The organism is Micromonospora trifolii, assembly GCF_022229005.1.
Classification (GTDB): domain Bacteria; phylum Actinomycetota; class Actinomycetes; order Mycobacteriales; family Micromonosporaceae; genus Micromonospora; species Micromonospora trifolii.
The window spans coordinates 24742-48749 of record NZ_JAKKFD010000015.1 but is presented as its reverse complement, the minus strand read 5'-3'; the positions used below and the strand labels follow the sequence as shown (position 1 = coordinate 48749).

Here is a 24008-nt window from a genome sequence, read left to right as displayed (position 1 = left end):
ATGCAGTATCGCCAGGAGTACGTGGAACCCCAGACCCAGTTCATTGAAGCGCAGTCGCCGCCTGAGCCGACTGAGGAGCAGCCCCGATCGCGGCGTCGCCGCCCTCGTTGGCAGAAGGTCGCACTCATCAGCTTTCTGGTGGTGGCGTTGCTCGGCGGTGTCGGTCTGATCGCAGGCGGGCTCTACTTCCGGTCGATCAATTCCGGGATCGAACGTGTCGACGCGTTCGACGGCGTGCCGGAGGAGTCGCGGCCCCAGGTCGTCGCTGACGGTGCCATGAACATCATGATCCTCGGCAGCGACTCGCGTGACCCGGAGAACAGCTCCGGCTCCCGGACCGACACCATCATCCTGGCTCACCTCCCGAAGGACCGGCAGAGCGCGCAGCTCATCTCGATTCCCCGAGACAGCTGGGTCAGCGTGCCGGAGTCGCCGCAGGGGCGCGGCGGCCGGGACGCGAAAATCAACGCCGCGTTCGCGTGGGGTGGCGTTCCGCTCATGGTGCAGACCCTGGAGAAGTTCACCGGCGTCCGCATCGACCACGTGGCGATGGTGGACTTCGCGGGCTTCAAGGAAATCGTGGACGCGCTGGGTGGCATCGACATCACCGTGGACAAGGGCTTCACCTCGAAGCACTCGTTGAACCCGGATGGCCGGCGGGAGTTCGTCGCGGGTCGGCAGACCATGGACGGGCCCACCGCACTGGACTACGCCCGCGAGCGGTACGCGTTCGCCGAAGGCGACTTCACCCGGATCAAGCACCAGCAGCAGGTCATCAAGGCGATCCTGGACAAGGCCGTTTCCGGTGGCACGCTGGCCAGCCCCACCAAGTTGAACTCGTTCATCCGGGCCACCGCTGACGCTGTAGCGGTCGACCAGTCGATGTCCCTGGTGGACCTGGCAATGCAGCTACGGCACATGCAGAGCGGTCAGCTCGGCTTCTTCACCTGCCCCACGACGGGCACCGGTCGGATGGGCAGCGAAAGCGTCGTCCTCGTTGACAAGCCAAAGGCCGAGCGTGTCTTCGACGCGGTCCGTCGTGACTCGGTAGGGGAGATCGCGTCCGCAGTGAAGTAGCTAGCGGAAATTCACCTTTCGTCTATACCGGCGGGCCTGACCTGGTCGTATCCTTCCTTCGCCCTTCGGCTCGATGTACCTGGTCGAAGGGCTAACGGGGGAAAGGTTGACCATGTCAGGTCATTCAACAACAAGCCGATCAGGCGCACCGGCGCAATGGTCCGGCGAGCCGAATCCGGTGGAGCGCACAGTCGAGCCGGCGAAGGTTCCCAAGACCGTACCGGCGCCGAGGCCCGGTTTGGAGACCACTGCGGTCCTGCCGTACGCGGGGTCTCGGACTTCGTCCCGGACGCGTTTGCTGCGCGCCTGGATGATGACGGTGCCGATCGACATGGTCGCGCTGCTCTTCCCGCTGGTGATCTCGCAGGACTACTGGCGTGGCACCCTGGTCAACGCCGGGCTCACCATGGCGATCTTCGCGGCCGGCGGGCTCTACCAGGCCCGCCGGCACGTGAGCATCCTCGACGAGCTGCCGAGCATCGTCGGGCGCCTGCTGGCGTCCGCCGCGGTGGTAGCCATCATCGCTGCGGAACGTCACTCCTCGGTTGAGTACGTCGGCGGTTTCATGCGTGGCGTCGCCATCTCGGCCGGCCTGGTGATCGTTGGCCGGGCGCTCAGTCGGGCACTCACCATCCTGGTGCGCAAGCGTCGTTGGGTGGAGCACAACGCCATCATCATCGGCAGCGGTCCGATCGCCTTGGAGCTGGCCCGGTTGCTGCGACGTTACCCGCAGTACGGCCTGCGTTTCGTGGGCTGCGTCGACGTGGTGGCACAGCAGGATCCGTCCGTGCTCCCGCTCCTCGGCAGCCTCAACGAGCTGGAGAAGCTGGTCCGGGTGCTGAAGTGTGAGGTGCTGGTCATCGCCGACCCGGACTGTCCGGAGTCGGAGCTGATGGACACTCTCCTGCTGCCCGGCAGCTCGCGCTGCGACCTGTGGGAGGTGCCGCGCCTGTGGGGTTCCCGCTCGCAGGGGGGATACCCCGACCACATCGGAGCGATCCCGATCGTGAAGGTCAGCGACATCTCGCTCTCCGGTCCGCGATGGGCGATCAAGCGGGCTTCCGACGTGGTGTTCGCCGGGCTGGCCCTGTTCCTGCTGAGCCCGGTGCTGCTGTTGTGCGCGCTCGCGACGTTCATCGACGGTGGCCGGGGGATCTTTTTCTACCAGGAGCGGATCGGCCGGTTCGGTAAGCCGTTCAACGTCGTCAAGTTCCGGTCGATGCGCCCCGTCGACGAGACCGAGTCGCAGACGAACTGGTCGATCGCGAACGACCGACGGGTCGGCCCGATCGGTCGGTTCATGCGCCGCACGTCCCTGGACGAGCTCCCCCAGCTGTGGAACATTCTGCGCGGCGACATGAGCGTGGTCGGGCCGCGACCGGAGCGGCCGTACTTCGTGGAGAAGTTCTCGGCCGAATACCCGAACTACGCGATGCGGCACCGCGTCCCGGTCGGGTTGACCGGACTCGCTCAGGTCAGTGGTCTGCGCGGTGACACGCCCATCTCCGACCGGGCGCGGTTCGACAACTACTACATCGAGAACTGGTCGCTGTGGCTGGACGTGAAGGTCGTGCTCCGCACGGTCGCCGAGGTCTTTCGGGGCGGCGGCCGCTGACGACCGACGTCAGCGTGAGGTGAGCAGTGGCAGCAGGCGGGCCCGGTAGCCACCAAGGTAGCGATCCGGGTCCCCAGCCAAAACGTGAGCGACGGCGGTGCCGAAGACGTCCCGAAAGTCCGTCGTCGCCTTGAGGTCACCGTCGTCCAGGTTGGTCAGGCTCGGCTGCTCGCCGTAGAACCCACCGGCCACGGAGTGGCCGAGCACGAACACCGGGCCGGCCGTGCCATGGTCGGTGCCGTCGGAGGCGTTCGCCCGGACCCGCCGGCCGAACTCGCTGTAAACCACGACGGTGACCCGGCGGCCGGCCTCGGTGCGACCCATCCGGTCCACGAAGGCGCTCAGCGCATCGTCCAGCTGCCGCAGCAGCGCCTCCTGCCACACCCGCTCCCCAGCGTGAGTGTCGAAACCTCCGAGACTCGCCGAGTAGACCCGGGTGGGAACCTGGGACTCCACGCACCGTGCGACGAGCGCCAACTGGGCGGAGAGGGCGTTGTCGCCACCCGTGCCGGTTGCCGGAACCATGTCCCCAACTGTGTGACCCTGCACCTCGGGGCCGGTGCTCGCGGGCCGCACCACCCGGCTCATCGTAATGAGGTCCGCGTACGAGGTGGCGGCTCGCGCCTGCATCTCCGACTCACCGGGCTCAGCTCGCCCGAGCGCCGAAACCGCATCGATCGAGACGCCCGGCGGCAGGGTGAGCCCCCGGTAACTCACACAGGCACCGATACGGGACTTGCCCACCAACATCGGCGGCAGGGCCGGCTCGAAACTCACTGCTGCCTCGGTGGCGGCCTTCGTCCCGTCGAGCCACCGCCCCACCCAACCGGTAGGGGCGGGGGTGCCCGGTGACGCGGTCTGCCAGATGTCCATCGACTTGAAGTGGCTCCGGTCCGGCTTCGGGTAGCCGACACCAAGCACGATGGCCGCCTGCTTTGCGTCCCACAGCCGCTTCATCCCCCGCAACATCGGGTTGAGGCCCAGCTTCTCGTCGAGTCGCAGCACCCGCTCTGGCGCGTACGCCAGCTCTGGCCGCGCACTGTGGTAAGCCGGTTCGGTGTATGGGATTACTGTGTTGAGTCCGTCGTTACCGCCGTAGAGGGTGACCAGGACGAGCGTGGGCAGGCCATCCTCGACGTCACCGGCCTTTGCCTTCTCGGCAGTCCTGAGCAACTCGTGAAAGCCCAGCACGCCCGCGCCGGCCGCCAGTGCGCCGCCGCCGACAACCCCAGACGAGATGAGAAACCGCCGCCGGGTCAACGCGTCCATGTCCACACACCCACTCTGGTCAGCTCACCAGATACTCCGGGCTGACCAGCCCGAGCATCAGCTTCAGTCGGTCGTCGCGGGCGTCCCGCAACACGCTGTACGTCCGGTTGCTCCATCGGTCAATGCAGAGCAGGTGCGCGACGGCCTCCGGGGTGATCGGGCCCGGCCGAACCAGGTCGACGAGCATGCCGGCGATCGTCAGCCGAACCTGGGCAGCGGCCGAGGTGAGCCAGGCGGCCCCCGCCGGCCAGCCGCCGACACTGGGTGGAGCGAACGGACGCTGGCCCAGCGCCTCCATTGCCCAGTAGACCCGTGTGAACACCTGCTCGGGCATGGACACCGGACGGATCCCCAGGTGACGCATGGCGCCAACGAGCCACTCGACCGGCTGCTGGACCATCGTGCCACGGGTCTCCTGGAACGCCTCATCGCTGAAGAGCACCCTGAGCATCTCCAGTGGCGCTGGGAACGCCGCCGCCATCGCCTCCCGCGTGCGTTCCGGGATCGGCTGCGTGCTGGAGCCGTAACGGAACCACAGGCGGGACGCAATGAACCGTCTGCAGGTCGGCTGCTGGAGCAGGAGGTCTACGAGACTGTTGGCCTCGAAGTTCGCGGTTGTGCCGAGGATCGTCTTGCGGCCGGTGTCGCGGTGCTGGGGATCGGAGATCAGCGACTCACGGTCGAGGATGACCCGCCAACCCGCCAACGCGCGACCGGCCTCCTTGACGTCCCGTTCGGTGTAGTGCCCGACACCGAGCATGAACAGCTCGAACAGCTCCCGGGCGAGGTTCTCGTTCGGCGCTGCCTTCTTGTTGTGCTGCCCGTCGAGCCAGTAGACCAGCGCCCGGTCGTGCACCATCCGGTGCGCCAGGTCGGCGAAGTCGCGCGCTTCCCGGAACGTGCGCAGCTGCCCGAGCATGAGCTGAGGGCTGCGCACCTTCGCCACCGAGGTCGCCCAGTGGCCGTGCCAGAAGAAGAGCAGCTTCTCGACCGCCTGGTGATCGGCCACTGTCATCCGGTCAAGCCACCACCGTGCCAGAGAGATGGTCTGCTCCGTGCGACGCCGATCGCCCTCGGCTCGCTGGGCGTCGGTGGCCCGTGGCATCAGCGTGAACGGATCAGCGCCCAACTTGGGCGTCGGTGCGCTGGTAGCGCCGACGTCCGGTCCGGTTGGCGCGACCACACCGGACAATGTCGATGCGTAACCGAGTCGACGCGCCGCACCTACCTCCGCCGCGGTAGGACCGAAGCCGGCCCGCCGAAGCAGGAGGACGATGTCGTCGGTCATACGTCCACAGTAAGGGAGCACCGGTGTTCCCCGCAGACGGCCGAACCCGTTCCCCCGGTCGACACGGACTGACCGAAGAGTCATTTCGTCCGCGTTACGCGGTCTCTCATAACCTTACAAATCCCCCCATACAGCGATGGCTTCGGTTCTCCGCAACAGCAGCCGCCTGGTCGGGCGCAAGGCCGCCATTGACAGAAGGGTCAGCGTTGAGGTCTATTAACCCGGGCTTGACGGGTAGCCCTTCCTGCTGCCCGTCTAACGGTGCGCCCGGCAAAGCCCCGTTGGGCTGGCAAAGCGCGCCAACCCGAACGGGGATCGGGAGGTATCGGGGTGCGTCCTGTCGTGCACGCATCACCGCTGCCGCGCGGTCTGCAGACCTGCGGCCGCAGCGCAATCTAGTGGCCGGACGAATCCGGAAGAGACACGTGACGACACCACCTTCGCCCCCGGAACCCCACTCCGGAGCCGGGTCGGCAGCACCGACGATCCTGGTCCTGGGCACCGCCGAGTGGAACTCTCCGATCGCCACGAATCAGCACTACGTCGTACGGGAACTGGCCCGTGACTTCGACATCCACTTCGTGGAGTCCCTCGGTCTGCGGCGGGTGCGGCTCGACGCGAAGGACGTCACCCGCATCGCCAAGCGACTGCGGCACTCGGTTGTCGGCCACGAGAAGACGGCGACCTACCGCCCGATTCCGGACCGGGTCAACGTCATCTCGCCGCTCATCGTGCCGATTCACCAGGCGCCGACGCGACTGCCCAACCGGCTGCTGTTGGAACGGGCCGTGGCCGAGTGGCGGCGCAGCCCGAGCCCGCGGATCCTCTGGACCTTCACGCCCGTCACGTACGGCCTTGAGCAGTACGCGGACTACACCCTCTACCACTGCGTCGACATCTTCCAGGCGTTCCCCGGCATCGACGGCTCAGCCGTCTCCGCTGGCGAGCAGAAGCTCGCGAACCGGGTCGACCTGACCATCGGCACCAGTGGGGCCGTCACCGCCCACCTGAACGACGTCGGGTTCACCGAGGTCCTCACTCTGCCGAACGTCGCCGAGATCGACGTATTCTCCGCCGCCAGCCAGCCGGCCTCCCAACGGCGTCCCGCCGCGTTGTTCGCGGGGAACCTCACGCCGCACAAGCTGGACTTCGAGTTGCTGCGCACGCTGGCAACCGCACTACAGGGACACGGCGAGCTTCTCCTCGCCGGCCCGATCGCGGCCGGTGGCGGCGGGTTCGACCGCGAGCTGGCTGAGCTCGAACGGCTCGGTGCCCGATACCTCGGAATGCTCCCCCTCGACCAGTTGGCCGCTGCGGCGGGCACATGCAGCGTGGGCTTGATCCCGTACTCGCTGAACGACTACACGGCGGGTGTCAGCCCGCTCAAATGCTATGAATACCTCTCTTCCGGTTTGAGCGTGATCAGCACGCCCATCCCGGATGTCGTACAGGCGGCACAGGCGACCGAACACATCACGGCCGCGACCTCTGCCGCTGCCTTCGTTGACGAGGTGCTGGCCCGGATCCAGCCCGTTTCGGACGACGTCCTCGCGGACCGCATCCGGTACGCCAGCGACTTCGGCTGGAGTTCCCGAGGCGGTCTCCTGCGCGAGATCGCGGACCGGATGCCTCGGCGTGCCGACGAGGCGGTGACGCAGCCAGCGGGCGACGCTGGAAGGCCTCGTGGCTAGGGTCCGTCCGGCCGCAGCCTGGGCGATCGCGATCGGATCGATGCCATGGGCCGCGGTCTGCCTCGTGCTCTTCCTCGCCGTGCCGCAGTTCTACCTGTTGCCCGAGGGCAGCACCGACGTCGCGGCGTCGACAGTGGTCACCATTCTGCTGGTGCCGGGGGTGCTGTTGGCGGCTCGGCGCGGCTCGGGTGTCGAACTGCTCCGCCTCGGCCTGTTCCGTGTCCTGATCACCCTGCTCGTGGTACGCCTGCTCGCGCTGGCCTGGTCGCCGGACCCGCGGGCCGGCCTGCCACTGATCGCCCTGCTTGGTCAGTTCGTCGTCACGCTGACGCTGATGCTCCAGGCCCTCCGCCAGGACCCAGCTCTGCTACGCCGGATTGAACGCTGGTACTGGCCCTGGATCGTGGCCGAGGCGGCGCTCGTACTCGTCTTCCGGATCCTGCCCGACGTGGAGGACGCGTTCCTGCGGTCGATCGCCGGAATCGTCAGCGGGCAGAACACTGTCGCCGCCCTCTTCACGGGCAGCCCGAACAACGTCTTCGACGAGGCGAAGTCCGGCGGGGTGTTCGTCAACGCGAACGTCGCCGGGCTGTTCCTCGGCGTGAACGCGGTTGCCGCGTTCGCCGTCGCCGCCGTCACCGGGAGCCGTTGGACGCGCGTGGTGGGCTTCGTCGCCCTCGCTACGGTGCCGGTCACCGGCTCCAAGTCGGCGACGGTCCTGGCCGTCGTCCTGCCCGCGTCCGTATTCGCCGCCCGGCGGCTCATCCGGGCACGACGGGCGGCCGAGTCGGGCGCTCTCGGGCACGGCAGCCACCGCCGCAGGCTGAGGCGAGCACACCGCCAACTGACGCTCGGGCTCGCCGGCGTGGCTCTGCTCGGCGTCGTCGTGGCCGTACTGGTCGCCGCCGACCTCAGCTTCACTCAGGCGTTGGCCAAGTCCTTCGGCGACCGGACGGCCATCTGGGGCTTCGGCGCCGAGGCGTTCCTGCGGGATCCGCTCCTCGGCCTCGGTTACGGCGGCTGGGACGCCGGCTTCGGGGCGTACGCCCGCGAGCACGACATCTATCGCAGCTTCCCGCCGCACAACGTCCTCCTGGCGGCGTGGGCCGCGACGGGGCTGGCCGGGCTGGTGCTGAGCGCCGTGTTCTTCGTGCTCACCGTGCGGCTCGCCGTGCGCGCCGTGCTGACCGGCGAGGGCCACTATCGGACCTTCGCGCTCTGGACCACCGCCGCGATCGCGTGGACGGTGATCCACGGTCTGGGCGACAACACCGAGATCTTCGGCGACATCCACCTCATTCCTATTCTTTCGCTGCTGGTCGCCTACCTCATCGTTGGTGACCGCGAGGAGTCGAACGACAATGCAACTGCCCACCGTCGGGATCCTGCGACATCAGCAGTTCCTGCCGTCGGAGACGTTCATTCCGAACCAGGCACTGGCGATGCGCAGCTTCCGGCCGCTGTTCGTGGGCCGCGATCCGGTACCGACCAGGCCGGGGACCGAATCAGTTAGTGTCGCCGAGTTCGGCAGGCCCGCGGTTCTGTCGTACACGTTGACCCGCCGCTCGGACGCACTGGCGAGTGCCCTCGCGAAGCGTGACACCGCGCTGTTGCACGCCCACTTCGGCGTCGAGGGCGTGTACGCGGTCCCCACCGCCAAAGCGCTGAAAGTCCCGCTGGTCACGACCCTGCACGGCTTCGACGTGACGGTCAGCCGGGCGAAGATGCTGGCCTCGAAGAAGCCGTCGTGGTTGAACTACGTCACCTGGCGGCACTCTCTCTTCGCCGAAGGCGCCGTGTTCATCTGCGTGTCCGAACACATCCGACGACGCGCCGTGCAGTGGGGTTACCCTGCCGAGCGATGCCTCGTCCTCCCCATCGGGGTGGACGTGGAGGCCATCCAGCCCGCCGAGCCCGTCGACGTACCCCGGATCCTGCACGTCGCCCGGCTGGTCGAGAAGAAGGGGACGCAGTACCTGCTGCGAGCATTCGCCGAGGTCCGCAAGGCGATCCCCGGCAGCGAGCTGGTGCTCATCGGCGAAGGCCCGCTGCGTGACTCACTCACGTCACTCGCCCGGGAGCTCGGTGTCGAGGCGGGGGTGCGTTTCCTGGGCGCGCAGAAGCACAGTGACACCCTGCGCTGGCTGAGCCAGTCGACGTTGCTGTGCCTGCCGAGCGTGACCGCCCAGGACGGCGACCAGGAAGGGCTGGGGATGGTGCTTCTGGAGGCCGCCGCCTCCGGTAAGCCGGTGGTCGGCACCCATCACGGTGGCATTCCGGAAGCGGTGACGGACGGGGCGAACGGTTTCCTGGTGCCCGAACGCGACGTCGCCGCGCTCGCGGACCGGCTGATCGAACTACTGCGCGATCAGAACCTCTGTGACCGGTTCGGCAAGGCCGGCCGGCAGACAGTCGAAGACCAGTTCAACCTGAGCCGGCAGACCGCCAAACTTGAGTCGTTGTATAGGGACCTACTGTGATCGAGTCCATTCTCATCCATTCCCGGTCGACGCCGCATCACCACACCGGCGGGATGGAGACGCTCGCCTGGCGGCTGGCCGCCGAGTGGGCACTGCACGTACCGAGGGTGCGGATCGTCACCACGGCGATCCCGGGCCGGACCGGCACGTTCACCGAGGATGGTGTCGAGGTGACGCCGTTGGCGGGCACCCGACCTGGCCGTTACTCCCACGCCTGGTGGGAGGAGGCCCGGGCGCACTGGCTCGCGACCAGCACCGCACCGAGTGTGGTCTTCTCGGTGAGCGCCGGCTCCTACTCGGTGGTCCGGGAGCGGGCCCAGCACCCCGCGACGCCGTTCGTGCTCCAGGTGCACGGCACGTCCGCCATGGAGCTCGGGTCGAAGCTGCGGGCGCCCACCGCGCGCTCCCTGGCCGGCACGCCCAAGAATGCCTTCTCACTGGTGCGCGACCTGGCCCGCTACCGGGACTTCGACCGCCTCGTCGCGGTCGGTGAGAACGTCGTCGAGTCGCTGACCGCCGCACCCCAGAACTGGGCGGCAACGCCGGACAAGGTCCGCCTGATCCCCAACGGCGTCCGAGCCGAGGACCACGCGTTCGACGCCGCAGCCCGGGACCGGATCCGGCGCGAGCTGGGCATCGACGAGCAGACGGTGGTGGTCGGCTGTGTCGGCCGCCTGCACGTGCAGAAGCGTGTCGATCGGGCCCTGCAGGCCGCAGCGGTCCTGCGCGACCGCGGCCTTGGCAGCCGGTTCCGTTTCGTGGTCGTCGGCGACGGCCCGGACGAGGCGCGGCTACGGGGTCTGGTCCGCAAACTGCAGCTGGAGGAGATGGTCCGGTTCACCGGCCGGGTCGAGGCCGACGCCGTGCGTGACTACTACTCCGCCTGCGACGTGTCACTGCTCACCACGGCACGCCTCGAAGGGCTTCCGATGGCAGTTCTGGAGGCGTTGGCATCCGGCCTGCCATGCGTCGTCACCGCCGGGTCGATCCGATCGGAGGCACTGAGCCGAGTGCTGCACGAGGTCGACACTCCGGACTCCGATGCGCTCGCCGACGTGGTGCAGAAGGTGACAGCGGATCGGGGCCCGCGCACCAATCTGCTGCCGCCCACCTTCCTTCTCGATCATTGCGCGCGGGACTACCTGGCTGACTTCGCCCATCTGATCACACAGCACCGGGCCTGACATGGGCAAGGTCTTCTTCCGTCTGGTTCTCGGCGGTATCGCCGGCAAGATCCTCGGACTGCTCCGCGAGGTCCTGCTGGCCGCGCTCTTCGGGGCGGGGCGGGTGGTGGCGGCCAACCGCATCGCACTGACGGCGACGTTGATTCCCATCAACTTCTTCACCGCCGACGCGCTCTCCGCGGGGTTCCTGCCGCTGTACGTGCAGTACCGCCAGGAGCGACCCGCGATGGCGCAGGTGCTCTACCGCGCGGTGCACCTGCTGTTGGCTGCCTTCTCAGTGGTCCTGGCCGTGGCGCTCATCTTCGGTCGGGACCTGTGGGTGGGGCTTCTCGGGCCCGGGCTCGATCCACACACGGCGGACATCGCCGCGACCATGCTCGGCATCGCCGCGCTGGGCGTGCCGTTCTACGTCCTGTACAACCTGTACACACTGGTCGGCCTTGCGAACGACGATGTCCGACTGATCAACCTACGCCCTTCGTGCCAGAGCATCGGGCTGATCCTCGCCACTGTGATCGCCTGGATGACCGGGCAGGTGTCCGTGCTGGCCTGGGGTTTCACCCTTCCGTACATCGTGCTGTGGTGCGTGGGCGCCTACTGGCTGCGACGCCGTGGCTACCTGCGCGAGGGGGACGAGTCGGGTCCCCGCCGCCCGGACCAGGACGCGACGAAGCTGGCGCTTCGGATGTTCTGGCGACGGCTGCGCCCGCTGCTGCTCATTCCCGTGATCCTTCAGGGGTCGATCGGTGTCGAGCGGGCCGTCGGCTCGCTGCTTGGTGTGGAGGTGGTGGCGGCCACGGAGTACGCGCGTTTCGTGGTCGACTCGGTCATGGCCCTGCTCGCCGCCCCGTTGGGCCTGGCCGGCCTAGCTTCGTTCGCCCGCATGAAGGCACATGAGGTGAGCGGTGGACTCCGCCGCCTGATCCCGCCGGTGATCCTGGTGGCGATCCCTCTCGCCCTGGTCCTCTCCCTGAACAGCCGGGGAATCGTCACCCTCCTGTACGCCCGGGGCGAATTCGACAGCCGCGCGGTGGACGTCTCGTCGGTGCTGCTGCTGGGCTTCGCGCTCGGGATCTGGGCGCACGTGCTCGGTTACACCTTCGTCAAGGTGCTGAACGCCCGAGGAGCCAACTTCAAGGTCGCAATCGTGATGGCGGTCTCCTTCGGTATTCCCATCGCCGTCAACCTGCTGCTGTACAAGCACTGGGGGGCTTTCACGATCGGCGCGGCCTCCTCGCTCAGCGGCCTGTTGATGTTCCTCATCTCGGCTCGGTTGCTGTCGGTACTGGGCTTCAGCATGCGTTTGCTCGCCGTTGTCCTGCCGGGCGCGGCTGCCGCCGCCGCCGCCGGGTACCTTCTGGCCGGCCCCGGAGTGCTGCGGCTCATCGCGTCCTGCGTGGCCATCCTGCTGATCTGGCTCGGTTACGTGGCTGCCGTGCCTCAGCTTCGGCGTACGTTCCTGTCGTTCGTCCTGAAGAAGCTCGGTCGGGGTGCTGACGAGACTCCGCAAGACGACCTGGTGGCGATCAAGTGAGGAACCCATGACTGTGCCCACCGGTCTGGTGACCGGGATGGACGGCACGCCAGATCGTCCGGCCCCGCCGCCCGCAGCGGCCCCCCGGGAAACGACCTCTGGATCGTCGCGCCGCCCTCGCGGCGACCGCCTCTACATCCTGGATCTGTTGCGCTTCTGCGCTGCCCTCGCGGTCCTCTGCTACCACGTCTTCGTGGACAACCGGGGTGCCTGGGGCACCGACGCGGGTGTGCTGTTCGGCGACACGATCGTGAGAGTCTCCCGCTACGGCTGGATGGGCGTCGAGTTCTTCTTCGTGATCAGCGGATTCGTCATCTGCATGAGCTGCTGGGGCAGATCGGTAGCCGACTTCTTCACGTCACGGGTCACCCGGCTCGTGCCCGCCTACCTGCTCGCGGTGCTGTTCACCTCGGCGGTTCTCATACTCTGGCCGCTCGCGAGCGGTCGGCCGCAGCCATCGCACGTCCTGATGAACTTGACGATGCTGCAGTCATTCGTCGGCATTCCGCACATCGACTCGGTCTACTGGACTCTCTTCGTCGAGCTGAAGTTCTACCTACTCTTCGCGATCGTGGTGTGGTTCGGCCTCACCTACCGGCGAGTCGTCCTCTTCTGCGTGTTCTGGACGATCGCCGCGCTGTTCGCCCAGTCCTCGGACTCGCCGCTGCTGGTGTCGATCGTCGAGCCGAAATTCGCGCCGTACTTCATCGCCGGCATCGCCCTCTATCTCTGCCACCGTTTCGGGCCGAACCTCCTCCTGACCGGCATACTCGGCGTCTCGGCGATTCTGGCGATCATCGAATTGAACAGGCGGGTAGCCGAGCACAACGCGAACCGGCCGAAGCCGGTCGTCTCCTTCGAGGTGGCGCTACCGGTGCTGCTGGTCTTCTTCGCGGTCATGACGCTGGTCGCGCTCGGGTTCCTCTCCGGTGTGCGTTGGCATGGGCTCACCGTCATCGGCGCGCTCACCTACCCGCTGTACCTGCTGCACCTCCAGATCAGCCGTGTCGCGGTGAGCCGCCTGCATGACTCGGTGCCGCCCTGGGCGCTACTGACCGCACTGCTGGCCGGCGTACTGCTACTCGCCTACCTCGCCCACCGCTTCGTGGAGCGGCCCGGCGCCCGGTTGCTTCGCCGCAAGCTGCAAGAAAGCTTCGCGCAGATCCGGTCGGGATCAGACCACGAGCATGATGCGGACCGCGGCGGGCCCGGTCGGTCCCCTGGGAGCCCGCTGACTCGCGACCCGCTCGGCAGCATCGAGTCCAGTCAGTCGACGAACAGCGACAGCCCCAGCGAGCGCCGAACGGCGAACAGTGATCAATACGGCGGCTCGGTTCGGACGGACGCCGGAAGTCCCGTGGCATGAGGAGCAACCAGTGGTAGATAACCTTTCCGCCATCCCCCAGGCCGGCGCGCCACGACCCCTCGACGCCCTGAGGAGCGCCCGAGTCGCACTCGTCCACGAGTGGTTCGGGGCAACCGGCGGCTCGGAGAACGTCTTCCGGCAGATCAGCAGCCTGCTGCCGGAGGCGGAGCGCTTCGTGCTCTGGAAGGACCACGACGCCGTCGAGCCGAACCTGCGGGAGTCGTGGATGGCGCGGACTCCGCTGCGCAAGACGAAGGCCGGGGCGCTGCCGTTGATGCCCCTGGTGTGGCGGACCCTCAGCCAGGAGCGGTTCGACTTGGTGATCTCGTCGAGCCACGCCTTCGCCCACACGGTACGGCTCGGGTCGTCGGAAGAGACCCGGTACCTCAGCTACGTGCACTCCCCCGCGCGGTACATCTGGAGTCCGAACTTCGACGGGCGGGGCTCCAACCCGATGCTGACCGTGCCACGACGCGTGCTGCAGAGCGCTGACGTCCGGCTCAGCCGGCACGTGAACGCTTACGCCGCGAACTCGGAGGAGGTCCGGGCCCGCATCGCCCGTTACTGGAAGCGGGACGCGGTCGTCATCAACCCCCCGGTGGACGTCGACTACTTCGCGGCCGCGCCCGCGGCGGACCAGCATCAGCCGCGGGAGTACCTGCTCGGGTTTGGACGGTGGATCCCGTACAAGAACTTTGACTTGATCATTCAGATCGCCGAGGCGGCCGGACTGCCAGTGGTGATCGCCGGCTCCGGACCGGAGGAAACCGCGCTGCGACGGGTAGCCGAGCGGGTCAGCGTTCCGGTGACGTTCGAGGTGCGGCCTTCGAAGGAGCGACTGCGCCAGCTCTACTGGGGCGCACGGGCTCTGCTCTTCCCGGTCCACGAGGATTTCGGCATCATCCCGGTCGAAGCCCAGGCCTGCGGGACCCCGGTGGTGGGTCTGCGCCGCGGTGGCCTGCTGGAGACCGTCGTCGACGGGGAGACCGGTTTCCTCATTGACTCCCAAGATCCGGCCAGCTTCGTGCCGCTGATCCACCGGCTGGCCGAGCTGTCGCAGGACCGCATCCGGTCACACGCTCACGGGTTCTCGGAGCAGCAGTTCGCGGCTCGGATGACGGCCTGGATCGCCGACGCCGGACGCTGAACGCCAATGGCCGCGGACGTGCGTGTCGACCGCACGCACATCCGCGCCTGGGTCAGTAGACGAGGACGGCGCGCAGGTAGGTGGCGATCCGACGCAGTTGATTGGCTTCCTGCATCGGACCGGTCAGCCGCAGCACGAACTGCTGGTCGATGACGCCGTCCGGGCCGCCCCGGTAGTAGGCGACGACGGCCAGGCCGTGCCGCTGCTCGCCATCGGTGTTGATGAGCGCCTCGCCGTAGGTGGTGGCCTGGCCGCTGCGAGTCCACCGCGTGCCCCACGCCTCCTCGGCCATCCGCATGGCGGTCTGGCGGCGCTCGTCACACGGCTGCGGGCAGGCTCGGACGATCAGCTCACCGCCCATCGTCGACTCCCCCGACGCCGACCGGCCGCAGTTGTACTTGACGAACCCCTCAGCCTTACCCGCCAGGCTGCAGGACCAGTCCATCGGAACCTTGACCGGGAAGCCCAGCCCTTCGAGGTTGGTCAGCGTCCGCACGTTGTCCCGCTCGGTGAACGTCGGCCACTGTGCCGGCCACTTGCCGCTCTGCGGCGGCTCGATGCCCGGTGACTGTGGCGGCGCGGCGGGCATCGAGGGTGTCTCCGGGGTTGCGCTGTTGGCCACGTCCGCAGGCTTGTCGCCCGAGCCCTTCCAGATCGCCAGGCCGCCGCCACCTGCCAGCACCACCAGGACCAGGGCGGCGATCCCGATCCAGAGCCCGGTGCGCCGGGGTGGCGGCGTGGACGGGGTGATCCGGCGCACCGGTGCGGCGAACGCATCGGCACTCGGCCCGCTCACCGGGGAGACGTGTGCGGCCGGCGGGGACGAGGTCACCGGGGTCGGCGAGGTGGGCACGCCGGAGATGGGGTGCGGGACCGCAGAGACCAACTGGCCGGGGATCGGGCCGGTCTGCACGGCCCAAGGCACCTGCGGCCCACCGGAGATCGGCTGCGGCGGGGCGGACACGGGCGGGGCGGACACCGAGGGTGGTGCGGAGACAGAAGGCGGGGCGGAGACCAGCGGCGGGGCGGACGTCGGCGGGATCGCCGGCGGGGCGGGGGTGTACTCGACGCCGAGGGCCCGGAACAGTTTCTCGGCGCCGGGGCCCGCCTCGGCGGGGTATGCCACCCAGGGCGCGGCGGCCGAGAAGTCGGCGTACGTGTAGGGCATCGGATCGGCCGACTGGGCCAGCAGGTCGGCAGCCCCGGCGAACGCCTCACGCCAGCCGGGTGTGGCGGCCACTGGGGCGTCGAGCACCGCGACGGTGACGAATCGGCCCTGCTCGTCGATCGCGGCCCATGCTTTCCCCACTGGTGACCCGCCGAGCGCGTGGGTGTACCTGTAGGGGCCTTCCGGCTGCATGCGCACTCCTCCGTTGAACCGCCGTGCGGATAGTACCGACCGTCGGCCAACCCGGCCCGCCCCGCCCGGGGCGACCAGTGGCGGCCGGTGCCGCTTGCCAGTGAAAATTCTCATGCATAGAGTCGGCTCATGAATGAAGGAGCTGTCGAGGCACCCGCTGACCGGGTGCTCGACCTGTTCCAAGGGGTGCGACTCACCCCCACCCAGCGTCGGATCGCGCACTGCCTCGTGCAGCACGCCCCCGCCGTCGCCTACCTGTCCGCCGCCGAGGTCGCCGAGCTGGCCGGAGTCAGTCAGCCGTCGGTCACCCGGTTCGCCGTCGCGCTCGGCCACGACGGCTATCCGGCGCTGCGCCGCCGGCTGCGCGACCTCACCGCCACCACGCCGGGTGGATCGACGGACGCCGGCAACGAACTCCAGCAGGCGGTACGCGCCGAGATGGGCAACCTGGACCGACTGGCCGGTCAGCTCGCCGACCGGGACCGGATCGCCGAGACCGGGCGGCTGCTCGCCGAGAGCCGCCCACTGCCGGTGCTCGGCCTGCGCGCCGCCGCGCCGCTGGCCGCGTACTTCGCCTACTTCGCGGCGAAGGTGCACCCGGACGTGCGGGTCCTCGACGACGGCGGCAGCCTGCTCACCGACCGCCTGGAGCAGGCCGCCGAGGCCGGCGCGTCCGCCGTACTGGCCTTCGTGCTGCCCCGCTACCCCCGGGAGACCCTGGACGCGCTGCGCGACGCCCGCCACGCCGGATTGACAGTGGTGGCGATCACCGACTCGCCGGTCAGCCCGGCCACCGAGCACGCCGACGTGGTGCTCGCCGCGGCGGTCGGCGCGCAGCTCGTCTTCGACCTGCACACCGCACCGATGACCCTGGCCATGGTGCTGTTGCAGGCGATCTGCGACGCCACCCCGGCCGACACCCAGCGCCGACTGGAGGCGTTCGAAGCCTCCGCGGCCCGCCGACAGTTGTTCCTCGGTTGACCGGAGGAGAACCAGAGATGACCCAGCCCATTCGTGCCGCACGGGGCAGCCAGCTCACCACCCGCGGGTGGCAGCAGGAGGGCGCCCTGCGGATGTTGATGAACAACCTCGACCCCGAGGTGGCCGAACGCCCCGACGACCTGGTGGTCTACGGCGGCACCGGCAAGGCGGCGCGGGACTGGCCGTCGTACCACGCGTTGGTCCGCACGCTGACCGACCTGCGCGAGGACGAGACGATGCTGGTGCAGTCGGGCCGCCCGGTCGGTGTGATGCGCACCCACGAGTGGGCGCCCCGGGTGCTGCTGGCCAACTCGAACCTGGTCGGCGACTGGGCGACCTGGCCGGAGTTCCGCCGACTGGAGCAGCTCGGCCTGACCATGTACGGGCAGATGACGGCCGGCTCCTGGATCTACATCGGCACCCAGGGCATCCTCCAGGGCACCTACGAGACGTTCGCGGCGGTGGCCGCCAAGAGGTTCGAGAGCACCCTCGCCGGCACGCTGACGTTGACCGCGGGCTGCGGCGGGATGGGCGGCGCGCAGCCACTCGCGGTCACCATGAACGGCGGCGTCTGCCTGATCGTCGACGTGGACCGCACCCGGCTCGACCGTCGGGTGCACGACCGCTACCTGGATGAGGTCGCCGACTCCCTCGACGACGCGATCGCTCGGGTCCGCGCGGCGAAGCGGGAGCGCCGGGCGCTGAGCGTGGGCGTGGTCGGCAACGCCGCCGAGGTCTTCCCGGAGTTGCTGACCCGGGGCGTCGAGATCGACATCGTGACCGACCAGACCAGCGCGCACGACCCACTGGCGTACCTGCCGGTGGGGGTGGAGTTGGCCGAGGCCCGGGACTACGCCGCCGCGAAGCCGGCCGAGTTCACCGACCGGGCCCGCGCGTCGATGGCGACGCACGTCGAGGCGATGGTCGGCTTCCTCGACGCCGGCGCCGAGGTGTTCGACTACGGCAACTCGATCCGGGGTGAGGCGCAGCTCGGCGGCTACCAGCGCGCCTTCGACTTCCCGGGCTTCGTGCCCGCGTACATCCGGCCGTTGTTCTGTGAGGGCAGGGGTCCGTTCCGGTGGGCGGCGCTCTCCGGCGACCCGGCCGACATCGCGGCCACCGACCGGGCCATCCTCGACCTGTTCCCGGAGAACGAGTCGCTGGCCCGTTGGATCAAGCTGGCCGGTGAGCGGGTCGCCTTCCAGGGCCTGCCGGCCCGGATCTGCTGGCTCGGTCAGGGCGAGCGGGACAGGGCGGGCGTGCGGTTCAACGACATGGTCGCCTCCGGCGAACTCTCCGCCCCGGTGGTGATCGGCCGCGACCACCTGGACACCGGCAGCGTCGCGAGCCCGTACCGGGAGACCGAGGGGATGGCCGACGGCTCCGACGCCATCGCCGACTGGCCGCTGCTCAACGCCCTGGTCAACACGGCCAGTGGGGCTTCCTGGGTGTCCATTCACCACGGCGGCGGGGTGGGGATCGGCCGGTCGATCCACGCCGGGCAGGTGTGCGTGGCCGACGGCACCGCCCTCGCCGGTCAGAAGATCGAGCGGGTGCTCACCAACGACCCGGCGATGGGCGTCATCCGGCACGTCGACGCCGGCTACGAGAGCGCCCGCGAGGTCGCCGACCGCACCGGCGTCCGGGTCCCCATGACCGAGGGCGACCCCGCGTGAGCGCGAGGAGTGCAGCGCAGCGGAGCCCCGCAGTCGCGAACAACGGAGACTCAGCGACCGACGAGCTTTCCGCCCGGTTCCGGGCGCTGTGGGACGAGATCGCGCCGGTCGGGCGGGACGCCGACAGCGGCGGCTACCTGCGGTACGCGTTGACCGAGCCGGAGCGGGAGCTGCGCACCTGGTTCCGGGCGCAGGCCGAGCGCCGTGCCATGCCGGTCACCGAGGACGGCAACGGCAACCTCTTCGCCCACTGGGGTGACCCGGAGGCGTCCGACGCGGTGCTCACCGGCAGCCACTTCGACTCGGTGCCGCACGGCGGGGCGTACGACGGGCCGCTCGGCATCGTGAGCGCGTTCCTCGCCGTGGACGAGCTGCGTGCCGCGGGCGTCACCCCCGGCCGGCCGCTGGTGCTGGGTGCCTTCGTGGAGGAGGAGGGCGCGCGCTTCGGCGTACCGTGTCTGGGGTCGCGGCTGCTCACCGGGGCGCTGTCGGCGGAACGCGCGGCCGGCCTGCGCGACGCGGCCGGGGTGAGCTTCGCCGAGGCGCTCGGTGAGCGGCCGGCGGGCGCCCGCCCGGAGTTGCTGGGCCGGTTCGGTGCCTTCGTGGAGTTGCACGTCGAACAGGGCCGCGCGCTCGTCGACACGGATTCGCCGGTCGCTGTGGCCAGCGCGATCTGGCCGCACGGCCGTTGGCGCTTCGACGTCGTCGGCGAGGGCAACCACGCGGGTACGACACGGATGACCGACCGACGCGACCCGATGCTGACCTACGCGTTCACGGTGCTGGCGGCCAACAAGGAGGCCCGGCTGCGCGGCGCGCACGCCACAGTGGGCCGGGTCGCCGTCGAACCCAACGCCACAAACGCGATCCCGTCGAAGGTGACCGGCTGGCTGGACGCCCGGGCCGCCGACCCGGAGACGCTGACCGGGCTGGTCGACGCGGTCCGCGGCAAGCTCGCCGAGCGGGCCCGCCGCGACGGTACGACGGTGACGGTCACCGAGGAGTCGGCCACCCCGGTGGTCGCCTTCGACGGCGGGCTGGCCGAGCGGCTGGCCACACTGCTCGACGCGCCGGTGCTGCCCACCGGTGCGGGGCACGACGCCGGGGTGCTCGCCGCGTACCTGCCCACCGCGATGCTCTTCGTACGCAACCCGACCGGCGTCTCGCACTCCCCCGCCGAGGCGGCGACCGACGACGACTGCGCGGCCGGGGTACGGGCGTTGGCACGGGTGCTGGAGGAGCTGACATGCCGGTGACACCGACCCGCTGGCTCGCCGAGTACGCCTGGCTGCCCGAGCACGCCGAACCCACACCCGACGTGCTGATCGAGGTTGAGGACGGCCGGATCACGGCGGTGGCGCCGCTGACCCCGGGCAGCACGCCTCCGGCCGGGGTCGAGGTGTACGGCGACGCGGTGCCGCTGCCCGGCCTCACCCTGACGGGGCTGGCCAATGTGCACTCGCACGCCTTCCACCGGGCGCTGCGCGGGCGTACCCACGGCGGGCGGGGTGACTTCTGGACCTGGCGGGACCAGATGTACGCCGTCGCGGACCGGCTGGATCCGGACACCTACCTCGCCCTGGCCCGCGCGGTCTACGCCGAGATGGCGCTCGCCGGGATCACCTGCGTGGGCGAGTTCCACTACCTGCACCACCGGCCGGACGGCGGCGGGTACGACGACCCGAACGCGATGGGTGCCGCGCTGGTGGAGGCCGCCGCGCACGCCGGTATCCGACTCACGGTGCTGGACGCCTGCTACCTGACCTCCAGCGTGGACGGTCGGCCCCTCACCGGGCCGCAGCGCCGCTTCGGCGATGGTGACGCGGGCCGCTGGGCCGAACGGGCCGCGGCGTTCCAACCGGCGGACCCGCACGCCCGGGTCGGCGCTGCAGTGCACTCGGTGCGGGCTGTCCCGGCCGATCAGCTGCGCACTGTCGCCGACTGGGCCCGGGAGCGGCAGGCCCCGCTGCACGTGCACCTCTCCGAGCAGCCCGCCGAGAACGACGAGTGCCGGGCCGTGCACGGGCGTACGCCCACCGCGCTGCTCGCCGAGCACGGCGTGCTCGGGCCGCACACCACAGCCGTCCACGCCACCCACCCCACCAGCACGGACCTGACAGTGCTCGGTGACAGCCGGACCGGGGTGTGCCTCTGCCCGACCACCGAGCGGGACCTCGCCGACGGCATCGGCCCGGCCCGGCGGATGGCCGACGCGGGCATCCGGTTGAGCCTCGGCAGCGACAGCCACGCCGTCATCGACCTGTTCGAGGAAGCCCGGGCGGTGGAGCTGGACGAGCGGCTGCGCACCCGCCGGCGCGGTCACTTCGCGCCGCTCGACCTGCTGAACGCGGCCAGCGTCGCCGGGCACGCCGCGCTGGGCTGGGCCGACGCCGGGAGGATCGCCGTGGGCGCCCGCGCCGACCTGGTGACGGTACGCCTGGACAGCGCCCGCACCGCGGGGGTGCCGCCGGTGGGCGCGTTCTTCGCCGCCGGCGCGGCGGACGTCGAGCAGGTGGTGGTGGACGGCCGGGTGGTGGTGGCCGAGGGCCGACACCTGACCGTCGACGTGCCGACCGAACTGTCGTCCGCGATCGAGGCGGTGACACCCGCATGAGCGGCAGTCTGCTGGTCGGCAACATCGGTGAGCTGGTCACCAACGGTGCCGGCGAGGGTCCGCTCGGCATTCGTCGCAACGCCGCAGTGCTGGTCGAGGAGGGCCGGGTGGTCTGGGTCGGGCCGTCCGCGTACGCGCCGGCCGCCGACCATCACGTCGACGCCGGTGGGGCCGCAGTGCTGCCCGGTTTTGTGGACAGCCACGCCCACCTGGTCTTCGCCGGGGATCGGGCCGCCGAGTTCGCCGCCCGGATGGCCGGTGAGCCCTACACCGGCGGCGGCATCCGGACCACAGTGGGCGCGACCCGGGCCGCCACCGACGACGAGTTGCGGGTCAACGTGCGCCGGCTGCGCGGGGAGGCGCTGCGCCAGGGCACCACGACCATGGAGATCAAGAGTGGGTACGGCCTGACCGTCGCCGACGAGGCCCGCTCGCTGCGGATCGCCGCCGAGACCAGCCCGGAGACCACCTTCCTGGGCGCGCACGTGGTGCCCGCCGAGTACGCCGACCGCCCCGACGACTACGTGGGTTTGGTCTGCGGGCCGATGCTGGCCGCCGCCGCCCCGTACGCGAAGTGGATCGACGTGTTCTGTGAGCGGGGCGCCTTCGACGTGGACCACGCCCGCGCCATCCTGGCCTGCGGTCAGGCCGCCGGGCTGGGCGTACGGCTGCACGCCAACCAGCTCGGCCCCGGCCCGGGGGTGCAGCTGGGAGTGGAACTGGACGCGGCCAGCGTCGACCACTGCACCCACCTGAGCGACGCCGACGTGGCCGCGCTGGCCGACACTGCCCACAGCGACGGGTCGGGCACCCGCACTGTGGCGACACTGCTGCCCGGCGCGGAGTTCTCCACCCGCTCGCCCTACCCGGACGCCCGCCGGCTGCTCGACGCCGGTGTGACCGTGGCGCTGGCGACGGACTGCAACCCCGGCTCGTCGTACACCTCGTCGATGCCGTTCTGCGTGGCCCTCGCGGTCCGCGAGATGCGGATGACCCCGGCGGAGGCGGTCTGGGCCGCCACCGCCGGTGGCGCCCGGGCGCTGCGCCGCGACGACGTCGGTGTCCTCACCCCCGGCGCGCGGGCCGACCTCGTCGTCCTCGACGCGCCGTCGTACCTGCACCTGGCCTACCGGCCCGGTGTCCCCCTGATCCGCCAGGTAATACGCAACGGAGTTCCGCAATGACGCACGTGACCATCCAGCCCACCGGGATCACCGCCGACGACGTGTTCGCGGTGGCCCGCGGCACCGCCACTGTCGTCCTCGCCCCGGCCACCATCGACGCCATGGCGACCAGCCGGGCCATCGTGGACGGCATCGAGTCGTCGGGTCGTCCCGTCTACGGGGTCTCCACCGGGTTCGGTGCGTTGGCCAACACGTTCATCGCCCCGGAGCGGCGGGCCGAGCTGCAACACGCGCTGATCCGCTCGCACGCCGCCGGGGTGGGTGCCCCGATGCCGCGCGAGGTGGTCCGGGCCATGATGCTGCTGCGGGTCCGGTCCCTCGCCCTGGGCCGGTCCGGGGTACGGCCGCTGGTCGCGGAGGCCCTGGTCGACCTGCTCAACCACGACATCACCCCCTGGGTGCCGGAGCACGGCTCGCTGGGCGCCTCCGGTGACCTGGCGCCGCTGGCGCACTGCGCGCTGGTGCTGCTCGGCGAGGGCTGGGTGCTCGGCCCGGCCGGTGAGCGGCAGGACGCGACCGACGCGCTGACCGCCGCCGGGCTCAAGCCGATCGAGCTGGCCGCCAAGGAGGGGCTGGCGCTGATCAACGGCACCGACGGCATGCTCGGCATGCTGCTGCTGGCCATCCACGACGCGGCGCACCTGTTCGCCATGGCCGACGTGACGGCAGCGCTGGCCATCGAGGCGATGCTCGGCTCGGAGCGACCGTTCCTGCCCGAGCTGCACGCGATCCGGCCACACCCCGGTCAGGCGGCGTCGGCGGCGAACATCCACCGCCTGTTGCAGGACTCCCGGGTGATGGACTCGCACCGCGACGACCTGGCGCACGCCGTGCAGGACGCGTACTCGATGCGCTGCGCCCCGCAGGTGGCCGGCGCGGCCCGCGACACCCTGGACTTCGTCCGCACTGTCGCGGGCCGGGAGCTGGTGTCAGTGGTGGACAACCCGGTGGTGCTGCCGGACGGCCGGGTCGAGTCGACGGGTAACTTCCACGGCGCGCCGCTCGGCTTCGCCGCGGACTTCCTCGCCATCGCCGCCGCCGAGGTGGGCGCGATCGCCGAGCGGCGGGTGGACCGGCTGCTCGACGTCACCCGCTCCCGGGAGCTGCCGGCGTTCCTCTCCCCCGACGCCGGAGTCAACTCCGGGCTGATGATCGCCCAGTACACGGCGGCCGGGATCGTCGCCGAGAACCGTCGACTCGCCGCCCCCGCCTCGGTGGACTCGCTGCCCACCAGCGGAATGCAGGAGGACCACGTCTCGATGGGCTGGGCGGCGGCCAAGAAGCTGCGGACCGTGCTGGACAACCTGACCAGCCTGCTCGCGGTGGAACTGCTGGCCGGCGTACGCGGCCTCCAGCTACGCGCGCCGCTGGAGCCGTCGCCGGCCGGCCGGGCGGCCGTCGCCGCGCTCGGTGCGGCGGCCGGCGAGCCCGGCCCGGACGTGTTCCTCGCCCCGGTGATGGAGGCGGCCCGTGCCGTCGTCGCCGGGCCGGAGTTGCGCGCGGCCATCGAACGGGAGGTCGGCCCGCTGGGCTGATCTCCGT

19 protein-coding genes are annotated in these 24008 nt (G+C 70.0%); 15 read left to right on the top strand and 4 right to left on the bottom strand.

Annotated elements, in window-relative coordinates; translation table 11 throughout:
* Complete coding sequence (locus tag NIE79_RS10275; RefSeq protein ID WP_238678324.1) at positions 1–1077, top strand: LCP family protein; 1077 nt, start codon at positions 1–3, stop codon at positions 1075–1077.
* Positions 1078–1197: 120 nt separating this feature from the next.
* Here the strand turns inward: NIE79_RS10275 and NIE79_RS10270 are convergent, their stop codons facing one another.
* Positions 1198–1410 (bottom strand): hypothetical protein, encoded by a 213-nt coding sequence (locus NIE79_RS10270; RefSeq protein WP_238678323.1) that lies wholly within the window; start codon positions 1408–1410, stop codon positions 1198–1200.
* Between NIE79_RS10270 and NIE79_RS10265 the strand changes: the two genes are divergently transcribed.
* Entirely contained in the window at positions 1388–2692 is a 1305-nt protein-coding gene (locus NIE79_RS10265) for a sugar transferase (protein ID WP_372471439.1), read from the top strand. The two genes, NIE79_RS10270 and NIE79_RS10265, sit on opposite strands and share 23 nt — an antisense overlap.
* A 9-nt stretch (positions 2693–2701) precedes the next feature.
* On the opposite strand, the gene NIE79_RS10260 is transcribed toward NIE79_RS10265, so the two are convergent.
* Together NIE79_RS10260 and NIE79_RS10255 are read right to left on the bottom strand one after the other, a co-directional pair.
* Positions 2702–3961 (bottom strand): DUF1501 domain-containing protein, encoded by a 1260-nt coding sequence (locus tag NIE79_RS10260; RefSeq protein ID WP_238678321.1) that lies wholly within the window; start codon positions 3959–3961, stop codon positions 2702–2704.
* Positions 3962–3980: 19 nt separating this feature from the next.
* Positions 3981–5249 (bottom strand): DUF1800 domain-containing protein, encoded by a 1269-nt coding sequence (locus NIE79_RS10255; RefSeq protein ID WP_238678320.1) that lies wholly within the window; start codon positions 5247–5249, stop codon positions 3981–3983.
* Between the two features lie 425 nt (positions 5250–5674).
* Here NIE79_RS10255 and NIE79_RS10250 point away from each other — a divergent pair, with 425 nt between their 5' ends.
* From NIE79_RS10250 to NIE79_RS10220, 7 genes are read left to right on the top strand one after another with little or no spacing between them, the layout of a single operon-like run.
* Positions 5675–6940 carry a glycosyltransferase family protein gene (locus tag NIE79_RS10250; protein WP_238678319.1) on the top strand — a complete coding sequence of 422 codons (1266 nt, stop codon included), beginning with the start codon at positions 5675–5677 and terminating at the stop codon, positions 6938–6940.
* 40 nt (positions 6941–6980) lie between these two features.
* On the top strand, positions 6981–8453 hold the full coding sequence (locus tag NIE79_RS10245) for an O-antigen ligase family protein (RefSeq protein ID WP_238678318.1): 1473 nt from the start codon (positions 6981–6983) through the stop codon (positions 8451–8453).
* The gene (locus NIE79_RS10240; RefSeq protein ID WP_238678317.1) at positions 8383–9420 is read left to right on the top strand and encodes a glycosyltransferase; all 1038 of its coding nucleotides are present in this window, start codon (positions 8383–8385) and stop codon (positions 9418–9420) included. The genes NIE79_RS10245 and NIE79_RS10240 overlap by 71 nt, the downstream gene beginning before the upstream one ends.
* A complete protein-coding gene (locus tag NIE79_RS10235) occupies positions 9417–10604 on the top strand; it encodes a glycosyltransferase family 4 protein (RefSeq protein ID WP_238678316.1) in 1188 nt (395 codons plus the stop codon). Before NIE79_RS10240 ends, NIE79_RS10235 begins: the two co-directional genes overlap by 4 nt.
* A 1-nt stretch (position 10605) precedes the next feature.
* Positions 10606–12138, top strand: a complete 1533-nt coding sequence (locus NIE79_RS10230; RefSeq protein WP_238678315.1) for a lipid II flippase MurJ — start codon at positions 10606–10608, stop codon at positions 12136–12138.
* A gap of 7 nt (positions 12139–12145) precedes the next feature.
* On the top strand, positions 12146–13504 hold the full coding sequence (locus NIE79_RS10225) for an acyltransferase family protein (protein WP_308193166.1): 1359 nt from the start codon (positions 12146–12148) through the stop codon (positions 13502–13504).
* Between the two features lie 10 nt (positions 13505–13514).
* On the top strand, positions 13515–14651 hold the full coding sequence (locus NIE79_RS10220) for a glycosyltransferase (protein WP_238678314.1): 1137 nt from the start codon (positions 13515–13517) through the stop codon (positions 14649–14651).
* Between the two features lie 52 nt (positions 14652–14703).
* On the opposite strand, the gene NIE79_RS10215 is transcribed toward NIE79_RS10220, so the two are convergent.
* A complete protein-coding gene (locus NIE79_RS10215; RefSeq protein ID WP_238678313.1) occupies positions 14704–16011 on the bottom strand; it encodes a hypothetical protein in 1308 nt (435 codons plus the stop codon).
* 129 nt (positions 16012–16140) lie between these two features.
* Between NIE79_RS10215 and NIE79_RS10210 the strand changes: the two genes are divergently transcribed.
* The 6 genes from NIE79_RS10210 (at position 16141) to hutH (ending at position 24001) form a co-directional block, all read left to right on the top strand.
* Complete coding sequence (locus NIE79_RS10210; RefSeq protein WP_238678312.1) at positions 16141–16992, top strand: MurR/RpiR family transcriptional regulator; 852 nt, start codon at positions 16141–16143, stop codon at positions 16990–16992.
* 17 nt (positions 16993–17009) lie between these two features.
* Positions 17010–18668, top strand: coding sequence for a urocanate hydratase (hutU, locus tag NIE79_RS10205; RefSeq protein WP_238678311.1), 1659 nt, complete (start codon positions 17010–17012; stop codon positions 18666–18668).
* Positions 18669–18754: 86 nt separating this feature from the next.
* A complete protein-coding gene (locus tag NIE79_RS10200) occupies positions 18755–19924 on the top strand; it encodes an allantoate amidohydrolase (RefSeq protein WP_238678399.1) in 1170 nt (389 codons plus the stop codon).
* A complete protein-coding gene (locus tag NIE79_RS10195; RefSeq protein ID WP_238678310.1) occupies positions 19915–21282 on the top strand; it encodes a formimidoylglutamate deiminase in 1368 nt (455 codons plus the stop codon). The genes NIE79_RS10200 and NIE79_RS10195 overlap by 10 nt, the downstream gene beginning before the upstream one ends.
* Complete coding sequence (gene hutI, locus NIE79_RS10190) at positions 21279–22466, top strand: imidazolonepropionase (RefSeq protein ID WP_238678309.1); 1188 nt, start codon at positions 21279–21281, stop codon at positions 22464–22466. Before NIE79_RS10195 ends, hutI begins: the two co-directional genes overlap by 4 nt.
* Complete coding sequence (hutH, locus tag NIE79_RS10185) at positions 22463–24001, top strand: histidine ammonia-lyase (protein WP_238678308.1); 1539 nt, start codon at positions 22463–22465, stop codon at positions 23999–24001. The genes hutI and hutH overlap by 4 nt, the downstream gene beginning before the upstream one ends.
* Positions 24002–24008: the final 7 nt, after the last annotated feature.